Raw genomic sequence first — 11,851 nt, forward strand, 5'->3', positions numbered from 1 at the left:
GGACCACCCGCCGGGGGCTCCGGGGTTCACCACCCGCCGCCGCCACCTCCGCCGACCCCGCCGCCCGAGAATCCGCCACCCCCGGAGAAGCCCGAGGTGCCCGACGAGCCGGGCGTCGCCGACAGCGAGGTCGTCGCCACGTCCGTGAACCGCTCGATGTTGCTGCCGAACGCCGCGTACGAGCCCCAGAACAGCCCCTGGGTCATGGGGTAGCCGACGTACCAGCCGGGTTCCGGGACCGCGCGGCCCTGCGCCGCGAGCCGGCCGAAGACTGTCGCCCAGCGCTCGGCCACGCCGAACACGATCGCGTAGGGCAGGTAGCGCGAGAACAGGTCCTCGCCCTCCTCGAAGCGGATCTGCTCGGCCTCGGCCGTCTCGAGGTAGAGCTGGAAGCCACGCGCGTGCGCGAGCACCGCGGTCCCGCTCGAGGTCCGTGCGGGGGCCGCCTTGGCGAGCAGCATGACGACGACCCCGACCACGCCCAGCGCGATCGGCACGAGCACAGCGCCCCGCACGGTCAGGAAGAAGGCGACGATGGTCGCCGCGACGGCGATCGCGAGGAGCACGGCGCCCGCCCCGATCCACCGCTGACGCACCGCCTTGGGCGACGTCCGGAACCAGCCCCGCGCGGTGACCTCGCTGTACAGGCCCTCCTGCACCGTGGCCATGGTGGCCGCGAACGTGGTCCGCACCTCGGAGAGCTTGACCTGGCGGTCCGTGCCGAACAGGCCGTGCAGGAGCGTCCTCTCGAACTCGATGAGGCCGGCGTCGTCGTCGCGCAGCAGCACCAGGGTCCAGTCCTTGGGCTTCTTCCCGGGGTTTTTGCGCGGCACCTCCTCGATGCGCAGGTATCCGCGCACCGCGAGGTCGATGAGCGTCGCTGTGACGTCCTTCGGGTCGGCGACCTCGTCGAGCAGCGTGCCCAGCTCACCGGGTCGCACCTCGGGCGGCGGCGTGAACTGCACCGCGATGGGGCCGCGACGGTCGCTGTACCCCTCGGCGACGTCCTGGCCGGTCGCCGGCGCGAGGCCGGGCGTCAGGCCGAGGTACGCGCGGTCGCGGCCCTGCGAGCGCACGCGCCGCACCGCGATCCCGATGCCGCCCGCGGCGACGAGCAGCGCGAGGCCGCCGGTCAGCGGGGTCGGGAGCAGGGGTTCGAGCGGGTCCGCGCGCTCCTCGAAGACGGGCTCCGCCCCCTGGAACGTGCCGACGGGCCAGCCGACCGCGACGGTCAGCTGGTCGCCCACGGGGACCTCGGCCTGGCGGAACGTGGCTGTCGTGCCCGCGACGTCGGCCGCGTCGCACGAGCTCTTGTCACCCGCGGGACCGGCGTAGCAGGCGGCCTGGAGCACGTCGGCGGGACCGGTCACCGTCACGGCCACGTCGGCCAGCGGGATCTCCCAGTCGGCACCGATCGCGTTCCAGCTCAGCTCGTCGACGTGGTCGCCCGCGGCGTCCGGCACGTCGGGGTTGACCCAGCCGCTCGCGGTGTAGCTCACGTGGTAGGTCTGCACGCCGGACACGTCGTCGATGTCGGGGTCGCCGATGCGCACGATCGCCGCGTCGCCCGACTCTTCGACGTCGACCTGCGCCGGGGCGCCCGTGGGGCTCTGGGCGGCGAACCCGCTCAGGTCGTAGACGCGGTCGCGGTCGTCCCCCGCGTCCTGCCGGGTCACGAACGTCAGGTACGGCCCGTGCCCGGGGTCGTCACCGAAGTCGAAGTCGAAGTCCAGGTCCACGTGCGCCACGCCGTCCGCGGCGAGGCTCACCGCCGCGGCGTACCGCGTGATGTGCTGGCCCGAGGTGTCGGCGGCGGCAGCGCGCAGCGCCCCGGGGCCGATCGCGACCAGCACCGCCAGGACGACGGCACCGAGGATCGCGGCGACGCGTCCGCCCGCCGCACCTGCCCCTCGTCGGGCAGGGATGACGAGCGTGGTCACCTAGCGGTCCCTCTTCTCGCGCATGGCTCGCTGCGCCTCCAGGTTGTCCTGACGCTCACGCAGCGCCTCGCGCTTGTCGTACTCGCGCTTGCCGCGCGCCAGGGCGATCTCGACCTTCGCGCGACCGTCCAGGAAGTACAGCGACAGCGGGATGATCGTCTGGCCCTTGGCGCGGGCCTTCATGTCGAGGCGGTCGATCTCCGAGCGGTGCAGCAGCAGCTTGCGCTTGCGCCGCGGCGCGTGGTTGGTCCACGTGCCCTGCGTGTACTCGGGGATGTGCACCCCTTCGAGCCACGCCTCGCCGTTCTCGACCTCGCACCAGCCGTCGACGAGCGACGCCCGTCCGGCCCGCAACGCCTTGACCTCGGTGCCCGTGAGCACGACGCCGGCCTCGAAGACGTCCTCGATCATGTAGTCGTGGCGTGCCTTCTTGTTGGACGCGACGAGCTTGCGCCCAGTGTCCTTCGCCACGACTGCACCATCCTCACGTCACTGCACGGCCCGCCGACGAGCAGGCCCGTCACCAGGTCTCCGACCGTCGAGCCTACCGCCCGGTCGCCGAACGTCCCCAGCCCAATTCGTGCGGGGGCGCCGGAACCAGTCAGAGGCCCAGCAGCGGGCGCGGGTTCTGCGTCACGCCGTTGACGTAGACCTCGAAGTGCAGGTGGCACGCGGCCGACGTCCCGGTGTTGCCCGAGTACCCCAGCAGGGTCCCCTGGCCCACGGACTGCCCGCCGCGCACCACGAAGCTCGTCATGTGGTTGTAGCTCGTCATCACCGAGCTGCCGTTGACCAGGCCGTGGTCGACCATGACCTGGTTGCCGAAGCCGTACCGGGACTTCGCCCACAGCACCGTGCCGGCGCGTGCCGCGTAGATGGGTGTGCCGCAGTAGGTGCGCAGGTCGATGCCCGCGTGCAGCCGCACGTAGCCGAGCGTCGGGTGCAGGCGCATGCCGTACTCGCTCGTCACGTAGATCGGGCTGATGCTCGTCGGGTTGGAGAACAGGGCCCCCGAGACCGGCCCGGCGGGGGTCGCGGGCTTGCCCGCGGCTGCGGCGGCCGCGTCGGCGGCGGCCTTCTGCTTCGCCGCGATGTCAGCCAGCTCGGCGGCGATGGCCGCGGCCTCGGCGTCGGCCTGCGCGGCCTCGGCCGCGGCCTGGGCCTTCTGGTCCTCGATCTGCGCCTTCTTGGCGGTCTGCTGCGCGATGAGCGAGGAGATCTCGTCGGTGCGGGCCTGCGCCTCGGCGCGCGCCTGGTCGGCCTCGACGACCTTCGCGTCGGCTTCGACCTTGAGCTCCTCGACCCGCCCCCGCACGGCCTCGAGCCGGGCCTGGCTGTTGCGGTTCTGGGCCTGGAGCGTGCGCAGCTCGTCGAGCGTGTTCGTCTGGGTGCGCCGTGCGGTCGCGACCAGGCCGTACTGCTCGATGAACTCCTCGGTGTTCTCGGCCCCCAGCACGACGCCCAGGCTCGACTCCGCGCCGCGGCCCTTGTACGCCTCGCGCGCCATCTGCCCGATCGCGGCGCGGATCTGCGTGGTGCGTTCGGTGTCGTGGGTGATCGTGGCGCCGATCGACGCCTCCTGGTCGAGCGCGTCCTGCAGGCGCGAGGCGATCATCGTGGCCTCGCGCTGCGACCGCTCGAGCGTCTCCTGCGCCGTCCAGAGCTCGGCCTCGGCCGCGGGCAGCCGCTCCTCGACGGCCTGCAGGTCGAGCATCGCCTGCGCGAGCTCCGCGCTGAGCCCTTCGAGCGACGCCTCGAGCGCGGCACGCTTGGCGGCGTTGGCCTTGGCCTGCTTCTGCGCCGCTGCCTTCTTGTCCGAGAGCGTGTCGGCCACCGCCGGGGAGCCCACGGCCACGAGGGTCGCCAGGGCGGCGATGAGCAGCCCGGCGAGGAGGCGGGTCAGCGGACGACGGCGTCGGCTCATGCGATCACACCTTGGTGTAGCGGCTCAGGGTCACGAGCGAGGACACCGCTGCCAGGCCGATGGCCACGGCGGCGAGGAACGGCGCGATGACCAGGACGTCGGCTGTGGTCACGTACGGGATCCAGGTGAGCGACTGGCCCAGCCAGTCCGCGATCAGGTACTGCACACCCACCCACAGGCCACCGATCGCGAGCGCCGCCCCGATGGTCGCGGCGATCGCGCCCTCGAGCATGAACGGCAGCTGGATGAACAGGTTCGACGCGCCGACCAGCCGCATGATGCCCGTCTCGCGGCGCCGGCTCATCGCCGACAACCGGATCGTGGTGGTGATGAGCAGCACCGCGGCGAGCAGCATGACCGCCGCCAGACCCACCGAGAGCATCGTCGCGCGGTTGAGCACCAGGAACAGCGAGTCGAAGAGCTTGCGCTGGTCCTGCACCTCCTCGACGCCCTGGCGGCCCGTCAGCACGTCGGCCACCACCTGGTACTTCGTGGGGTCGGCCAGCTTGATCCGGAACGAGGAGCTCATGTCGTCGGCCGTCGTCTCCTCGGCCCACCACTGGTCCCCGTACATCTTCTGGAACGAGGCGAACGCCTGCTCCTTGGTCTCGAAGTAGACCTTCTGCACGTAGGGCTCGACGTCCGACGAGCCGAGCGCGTCCTCGATCGCCGCCTTCTGGTCCTCGGTGACCTCACCGCCCGCGCACGTCGGCTTGGCCGACACCTGCGGGCACAGGTACACCGACACCTCGACCTTGTCGTACCAGTCGTCCTTCATCGCGCCGATCTGCATCTGCAGCAGCGCGGCGGCCCCCACGAAGGTGAGCGACACGAAGGTCACGAGGATCACCGAGATCGTCATCGACAGGTTGCGCCGCAACCCGATGCCGATCTCGGAGAGGATGAACTGCAGTCTCACGGTGGTGCCCCCTCAGCGCGCCGAGCCGTAGACGCCGCGCGACTGGTCACGGACCAGCTCACCCGACGACAGCTCGATCACGCGCTTGCGCATCTGGTCGACGATCTCGTCGTCGTGCGTGGCCATCACGACGGTGGTGCCTGTGCGGTTGATGCGGTCGAGCAGCCGCATGATGCCCAACGACGTCGTCGGGTCGAGGTTGCCCGTCGGCTCGTCGCACAGCAGGATCGACGGCCGGTTGACGAACGCGCGCGCGATCGCCACGCGCTGCTGCTCACCACCCGAGAGCTCGTGCGGGCGCCGCTTCTCCTTGCCCGCGAGCCCCACCATCTCGAGCGTGTCCGGCACCGTCGTGAGGATGTGGTGACGCGGCTTGCCGATGACCTGCAGCGCGAACGCCACGTTCTCGAAGACCGTCTTGTTGGGCAGCAGGCGGAAGTCCTGGAACACAGCGCCGATCTGCCGGCGCAGGTGCGGCACCTTCCACGACGACAGCGTGGTCAGGTCCTTGCCCGCGACGAACACGCGACCCGCGGAGGGCCGCTCCTCGCGCAGCGCGAGCCGCAGGAAGGTCGACTTGCCAGACCCGGACGCGCCGACCAGGAAGACGAACTCCCCCCGCTCGATGTCGAGCGAGACACGGTCGAGGGCGGGTCGGGCGCCGCGCGCGTAGACCTTGGTGACGTTCTCGAGTCGGATCACTGTGCCACGGCCAGGTTCGGGGACAAGGGGGGCACGGGGGTGCCGGTGGGACGGTGCTGGCCTCGTGGCAGGGTAGGCGCGCGGTGCGGCCGATCCCCGGGTGACACGCCGCCCACGACCCTGTGAGTGCACGGCACGCACCGTGCGAGTCACCCGGGGGCGTGACGCGACGCCGGTCAGGCCTCGCACACCGCGACGACGTTGCCGGCCGGACCGTCGAGCCCGGCCAGGGTGCCCAGGGGGTCGTCGAGCAGGTCCGCGAACGCGACCTCGGCACCCCCGACGAGCTGCGCGTCGGACCCCAGCGTCGACCGCACCAGCCGCGCCTGCTCACGCCCCGGCCCCAGCGCCCGCGCGATCGCGACCTGCAGCGTCGGCTCCATCGTCGGGTACAGCGCCCCGAGCGAGCCGCCGAGCACGACCACGCTCGGGTTGAACAGGTTGACCAGGCTCGCGAGCCCCACCCCCACCCACTCCCCCGTGCGCCGCACCCCCGCGAGCGCCCGACGGTTTCCCGCGGCGACGTCGCTGATCACGTCCTCGATGTCGGACTCGCGCGGGTCGCGGCCCACGGCGCGGATGATCGCGCCGTCCCCGATCTCCGCCTCCCAGCAGCCGCGCGCCCCGCACGAGCACAACCTGCCCCCGGGCTTCACCACCAGGTGCCCCACCTCGCCGGCGTAGCCGCCCGCGCCCTTGAGCAGCTCACCGTCGATCACGACACCGCCGCCCACGCCCACCTCGCCGCGCACGTACAGCACGTCGTGCTCACCACGCGCCGCCCCCCGCAGGTGCTCGGCGACGGCGCCCAGGTCGCCGTCGTTGCCCACGACCACCGGCAGCTCCCCGTGGGTCGCGGTCCGCAGCATCGCCGCGAACGGCACGTCGTGCCAGCCCAGGTGCGGGGACCGGCGCACCAGTCCGTCCGGCTGACGCACGCTGCCGGGCACCGACACCGCGAGCCCCAGGCACAGCGCGCCGACGGGAGCCCGCGCCTGCATCTCGGCCGCGAGGCCCGTGACGAGCGCGACGACGGCCGCGGCCTCGTGCGGCGAGGTCCGGTGCAGGCGGCGGCGCACCTGGAGCATGTAGCCGCCGAGCCCGACGAGCGCGGCCGCGACCCCGGACGTCGTCACGTCGAACGCGAGCACGTACACGCTCGTGCTGACCGGCACCACCACGTTCGAGGGACGCCCCTTGCCGCGCACGGCGCCCGGGCGCTCGCGCACCAGCCCGGCCCGTTCGAGCTCGGAGGTGAGCGACCCGACGGTCGAGCGGTTGAAGCCGGTCGCCAGCACGATGTCCGAGCGGGAGGTCGCCCCGTCGAAGTGCAGCCGACGCAGCACCGCCGACAGGTTGGCGCGCCGGACGTCGTCGCTCCCGGCCGCGTCCGCGCGCAGCACGGGCTGCCCGGCGCCGAGCCGCACGTGGAGCCTCCTCGCCCCGGAGGCGCGCGTCACGGCTCCGGGAGGCCCGGCGCCCCGACGCACCCGCCGGCTGTCGCCCGATCCGGGTGCTACGCGCTCCCGGTCGCGCGAGCACGTCGCCGCGACAGGGCGTCGACGCCCGCAGCGGCGGCCAGGACCGCGCCGGTGACCACGTACTTGATGCCCGCAGAGTAGCCGAGCAGCCCCATCCCGTTGTCGATCACGGCGATCACAGCGCCACCGATCAGGGCGTCGACGATGCGCCCCTTGCCGCCGAACAACGACGTCCCGCCGATCACCGCGGCCCCGACCGCGTACAGGAGCACGTTCGAGCCGCCCGCGTTGGGGTCCACCGACGTGGCCCGCGACGCGGCGAACACGCCGGCGACGGCTGCCATCGTCGAGCACGTCATGAAGCACGCGATGCGCACCTTCTTGACGGCGATGCCGGCGCGGCGGGTCGCCTCCGCGTTGCCGCCCACCGCGTACACGTGCCGGCCGAACGCCGTGCGGGTCAGCACGAAGCCCAGCACGAGGGCCAGCACCACGATGATCGGCACCACGATCGGCACACCCTTGAGCGACGTCCGCGCCGGGTTGAGGCTGCGCTCCTGGTTGAGGGCGCCCACGAGCCCGAGCACGACCGCGGCGAGCACGACGATCTTGGCGACGACCAGGCCCAGCGGGGACGTGAGCAGACCCCGTGCGCGGCGCACCGACCACGTCCGCAGGCTCGTGACGGCGTACGACCCGACGGCCACGACCGCGAGCACCCAGCCCAGCACCGGGGGCACGTTCTTGTTCTGGATCGCCAGGATCACCGGGTCCGTGACCGGCACGTTGCCGCCCGCGCCGATGATCAGCAGCACGATGCCCTGGAAGGCCAGGAACGCCGCGAGCGTCGCCACGAACGACGGGATGCCCACCCGGGCGACCAGCAGCCCGAGCATCAGCCCGATCGCGACCCCGGTGAGGATCGCCGTGGCGAGCGCCGCGTACCAGGGCCAGCCGAAGTCGCGCAGCGTGACCGCCAGCACGGCCCCGCACACGCCCGACGCGAAGCCCGCGGACAGGTCGATCTCGCCCAGCAGCAGCACGAACACGAGCCCCATGGCGATGGTCGCCACGACCGCGCCCTGCTGGAACAGGTTCGCGATGTTGAGCACCGAGGGGAACGTCTGCGGCTTGAGCAGCACGAACACGCCCGCGAGCACGGCCAGCGCCAGGATCGCCGGCAGCGACCCCATGTCACCGCCCCGCACACGTCGCAGGTACGCCTGCAGCGCCTCGGCGAGCGTCGGCTGCTCGACCGCACCGGCCTGCACCGACGGGGCCGGGGGTGGCGTGGGCGGCGTGACGGTGGGTGCGCTCATGCCGGGGTGCCTCCGTTCGTCGGGTCGGGAGCCGTGGGGGCTGTGGGGGTCGCCGCCGCGGGCGGCGGTGCCGCGGCATCCGGCGCTGCGGTGCCCGGCGGCCCGACGCTCGTCGAGCCGCTCGTGATGAGCTCGATGATCTCGGTGCGTGTCGTACCGGCCGCCGGTACCTGCGCGGCCGTCTGCCCGAGGTAGAGCACAGCGATCGAGTCGGCGACCTCGAACACGTCGTGCATGTTGTGCGACACGAGCACGACCGCCAGCCCCGCCTCGGCCAGCTGGCGCACCAGCTGCAGCACCTGCTCGGTCTGCGCGACCCCGAGCGCCGCGGTCGGCTCGTCGAGGATGACGAGCCGGGAGTTCCACAGCACCGCCCGCGCGATGGCCACGGTCTGCCGCTGCCCGCCGGACAGGCTCGCGACGTGCTGGCGGACCGAGCGCACCGAGCGCACGGACAGCTGCGCGAGCACCTCGGCGGCCCGGGTCTCCATCGCCTGCTCGTCGAGCCGGATGCCCCTCTTCAGCTCACGCCCGAGGAACATGTTGTGCACGATGTCGAGGTTGTCGCACAGCGCGAGGTCCTGGTAGACGACTTCGATGCCCAGGTCGTTGGCCTGCGCGGGGTCGGAGATGTGCGTCGTGCGCCCCTCGAACAGCACCTCGCCCGCGTCGAACGGGAAGATGCCCGCGATGCACTTGATCAGGGTCGACTTGCCGGCACCGTTGTCGCCCACGAGCGCCGTGACCTCCCCCGCCCGGGCCACCAGGTCGACGCCACGCAGGGCGTGCACCGCTCCGAAGCTCTTGCGCCCGCCGCGCACCTCGAGCGTCGGGGGCCGGGCCGGGTCGGCGTCGGCCGGGACGGCGTGCGTCATCGTCCACCTCGTCGTGTCAGGTCGCGGGGTCCTGCAGCGTGCGGGATAGGGCAGACCGGGGTCCCGGGGCGGGTGCACCGGCCACCCGCAGGCGGCCGGTGCACCTTCCCCCCGATCAGGAGATGCCGGCCTCGGCGCACTTGTCCGCGAGCTCGGCCGTGCAGACGTTCTCGACGGTCGTGTACCCGTCGGCGATGACGTCCTTGACGTTGTCGAAGTAGATCGCCTCGGGTTCCAGCAGGACGGCCTGCACGTCCTCACCGGACTCGCTGTCGGTGACGGAGTCCGGGGCCAGGTCCGCGGTGTCGGCGCCGGTGGCGAGGGCCACGGCCAGCGCGGCAGCCGCGTCGGCCTCCTTCTTCACGGCCTTGTAGACGGTCATGCACTGGTCGCCCGCGAGGACGTTCTGCAGACCCTGGTCCGTGGCGTCCTGCCCGGTCACGGGCACGGTGCCGTTGACGCCGTTCTTCTTCAGGATGGCGATGGCCGCGTTGCCGAGGCCGTCGTTGGCGGCGAGGACGCCGTCGATGTTGCCGCCCTGGTCGGTCCACATCTGCTCGAAGATCGTGCCGGCCTGCTGGTTGTCCCAGTCGGGCACGGCCTGGTCGGCCACGACCGTGTACGCCCCCGAGTCGATCTGGGGCTGGAGCGCCTCGACCGCGCCCTGCTTGAACAGCGTCGCGTTGTTGTCGGTGGGCGACCCGTTGAGGTACACGATGTTCGCGGTCGTCGTGCCGGCGTCGGTCAGGCACTTCTCCAGGCCTTCGCCCTGCAGGTTGCCGACGGCGACGTTGTCGAACGACACGTAGAAGTCGGCGCCACCGCCGAGGGTCAGCCGGTCGTAGTCGATCGTCGAGATGCCCTGGGCCTGCGCCTTCGAGAGCACGGCCTTGCCCGATCCGGAGTCGAGGTTGACGATCATGAGGACGTTGACGCCGCTCGTGATCATCTGGTCCGCGATCGTCTGGAACTGGGTCTTGTCGCCCTGGGCGTTCTGGATGTCGTAGTCGACCCCGGCGGCCTGGAAGGCCTCCTCGAGGTACTTGCGGTCGGCGGTCTCCCAGCGGGCCGACGACTTCGAGTCCGGCAGGATCACCCCCACCTTCGCTGCCGAGCTCTCGCTCGAGCCCCCTGCGGTGCCAGACCCGTCACCGGACGAGTCTGAGTCGTTCGAACAGCCGGCCAGCAGCAGCCCGGAGGCCGCCAGGGCCGCCGTCGCCAGGATCATGCTCCGTCGCATCGCGCTCCCTCTCGTGACGACGCCCCCGTCGCACTCGTCGGCCGAGCCGTGGGCGCTCGGATTCTGTTGTCGGCGACAACATATTCCGGTGTGATCCGGATCACAAGCGGAAAACGGTGTCAATCGCCTGATATCCACCCAGAACGACCCAGGGCCCCGAGGAGATGTCTCCTCGGGGCCCTGCGGTTCGTCGTCGCGCCGTGCCGCGGACTCACCGTCCGCTCATCGCTCGTCAGGCCTGCACGTCCTGCGCCCGGCGCCAGCGGATGCCCGCCTCCAGGAACCCGTCGATGTCACCGTCGAAGACCGCCGCCGTGTTCCCGACCTCGTACTCGGTGCGCAGGTCCTTGACCATCTGGTACGGGTGCAGCACGTACGAGCGCATCTGGTCGCCCCAGCTCGCCTTGACGTCACCGGCCATGGCCTTCTTCGCCGCGTTCTCCTCGGCCTGACGCTGCAGCAGCAGGCGCGACTGGAGGACGCGCAGCGCGGCCGCACGGTTCTGGATCTGCGACTTCTCGTTCTGCATCGACACGACGATGCCCGTGGGGATGTGCGTCATGCGCACGGCCGAGTCGGTCGTGTTGACCGACTGACCACCCGGGCCCGACGAGCGGAAGACGTCGACCTTGATCTCGTTCTCGGGGATCTCGACCGAGTCGGTCTGCTCGATGAGCGGGATGACCTCGACCGCAGCGAACGACGTCTGGCGGCGCCCCTGGTTGTCGAACGGGGAGATCCGCACCAGGCGGTGCGTGCCGGCCTCGACCGACAGGTGCCCGAACGCGTACGGCACCTTCACCTCGAACGTGGCCGACTTCAGGCCGGCCTCCTCCGCGTACGACGTGTCGAGCACGGCCGTCGGGTAGCCGTGACGCTCAGCCCACCGCAGGTACATGCGCAGCAGCATCTCGGCGAAGTCGGCGGCGTCGACGCCACCGGCGCCGGAGCGGATCGTCACGACCGCCTCGCGCTGGTCGTACTCGCCCGCGAGCAGCGTGCGCACCTCGAGGGCGTCGAGGTCCTTGCGGATCTTGGTCAGGTCGGCCTCGGCCTCGGCGAGGGTCTCCTCGTCGCCGCCGTCCTCGGTCGCCATCTCGACCAGCGTCTCGAGGTCGTCGATGCGGCTGCCGAGCTTGTTGACCCGGTCGAGCTCCGCCTGCGTCGCCGACAACGCCGAGGTGATGCGCTGGGCCGCCTCGGGGTCGTCCCACAGGTTGGGCACCGAGGCCTGCTCGGACAGCTGCGCGATCTTGGCCTGGAGCGCCGTCGGGTCGCTCACCGCCTGGATGGACTCCAGCGTCGTACGAAGGTCGCGGATCTCCGCGGGAAAGTCAGTGGTCGCCACGGCGGTCCAGGCTACCCGCTCAACCCGGACGTCCCACCGCCCACCCCGCACCACCCGCCGGATCCGCCCAGATAGAGCGTGGGGGTCTGGCCCGGGAGACCAG

10 protein-coding genes are annotated in these 11,851 nt (G+C 71.8%); all 10 read right to left on the reverse strand.

The window, feature by feature from the left end; genetic code table 11:
• Window positions 1–26: 26 nt before the first annotated feature.
• The 10 genes from ACGIF2_RS06050 to prfB all read right to left on the reverse strand — a co-directional run bounded on the left by ACGIF2_RS06050 (window position 27) and on the right by prfB (window position 11,748).
• Window positions 27–1,940 carry a DUF2207 domain-containing protein gene (locus ACGIF2_RS06050; protein ID WP_396044556.1) on the reverse strand — a complete coding sequence of 638 codons (1,914 nt, stop codon included), beginning with the start codon at window positions 1,938–1,940 and terminating at the stop codon, window positions 27–29.
• Entirely contained in the window at window positions 1,941–2,411 is a 471-nt protein-coding gene (smpB, locus tag ACGIF2_RS06055) for an SsrA-binding protein SmpB (protein WP_396044558.1), read from the reverse strand.
• Between the two features lie 130 nt (window positions 2,412–2,541).
• Window positions 2,542–3,864 carry a peptidoglycan DD-metalloendopeptidase family protein gene (locus ACGIF2_RS06060; RefSeq protein ID WP_396044560.1) on the reverse strand — a complete coding sequence of 441 codons (1,323 nt, stop codon included), beginning with the start codon at window positions 3,862–3,864 and terminating at the stop codon, window positions 2,542–2,544.
• A 4-nt stretch (window positions 3,865–3,868) separates the two neighbouring features.
• Entirely contained in the window at window positions 3,869–4,783 is a 915-nt protein-coding gene (gene ftsX, locus ACGIF2_RS06065; RefSeq protein ID WP_396044562.1) for a permease-like cell division protein FtsX, read from the reverse strand.
• Between the two features lie 12 nt (window positions 4,784–4,795).
• Complete coding sequence (gene ftsE / locus ACGIF2_RS06070; RefSeq protein ID WP_396044564.1) at window positions 4,796–5,485, reverse strand: cell division ATP-binding protein FtsE; 690 nt, start codon at window positions 5,483–5,485, stop codon at window positions 4,796–4,798.
• Between the two features lie 176 nt (window positions 5,486–5,661).
• A complete protein-coding gene (locus ACGIF2_RS06075) occupies window positions 5,662–6,912 on the reverse strand; it encodes an ROK family protein (RefSeq protein ID WP_396044566.1) in 1,251 nt (416 codons plus the stop codon).
• A gap of 89 nt (window positions 6,913–7,001) precedes the next feature.
• Complete coding sequence (locus tag ACGIF2_RS06080) at window positions 7,002–8,285, reverse strand: sugar ABC transporter permease (protein WP_396044568.1); 1,284 nt, start codon at window positions 8,283–8,285, stop codon at window positions 7,002–7,004.
• Window positions 8,282–9,160, reverse strand: coding sequence for an ATP-binding cassette domain-containing protein (locus ACGIF2_RS06085; protein ID WP_396044570.1), 879 nt, complete (start codon window positions 9,158–9,160; stop codon window positions 8,282–8,284). Before ACGIF2_RS06085 ends, ACGIF2_RS06080 begins: the two co-directional genes overlap by 4 nt.
• A gap of 115 nt (window positions 9,161–9,275) precedes the next feature.
• Window positions 9,276–10,400, reverse strand: coding sequence for a sugar ABC transporter substrate-binding protein (locus ACGIF2_RS06090; RefSeq protein WP_396044572.1), 1,125 nt, complete (start codon window positions 10,398–10,400; stop codon window positions 9,276–9,278).
• A gap of 232 nt (window positions 10,401–10,632) precedes the next feature.
• Window positions 10,633–11,748 carry a peptide chain release factor 2 gene (prfB, locus tag ACGIF2_RS06095; protein ID WP_396044574.1) on the reverse strand — a complete coding sequence of 372 codons (1,116 nt, stop codon included), beginning with the start codon at window positions 11,746–11,748 and terminating at the stop codon, window positions 10,633–10,635.
• Window positions 11,749–11,851 lie beyond the last annotated feature (103 nt).

The organism is Cellulomonas sp. P22, assembly GCF_044392165.1.

Coding starts and splice junctions, on each gene's coding strand:
- ACGIF2_RS06060 (WP_396044560.1), bottom strand. CDS start 3,864: ATGAGCCGACGCCGTCGTCCGCTGACCCGCCTCCTCGCCGGGCTGCTC.
- ACGIF2_RS06080 (WP_396044568.1), bottom strand. CDS start 8,285: ATGAGCGCACCCACCGTCACGCCGCCCACGCCACCCCCGGCCCCGTCG.
- ACGIF2_RS06085 (WP_396044570.1), bottom strand. CDS start 9,160: ATGACGCACGCCGTCCCGGCCGACGCCGACCCGGCCCGGCCCCCGACG.
- ACGIF2_RS06090 (WP_396044572.1), bottom strand. CDS start 10,400: ATGCGACGGAGCATGATCCTGGCGACGGCGGCCCTGGCGGCCTCCGGG.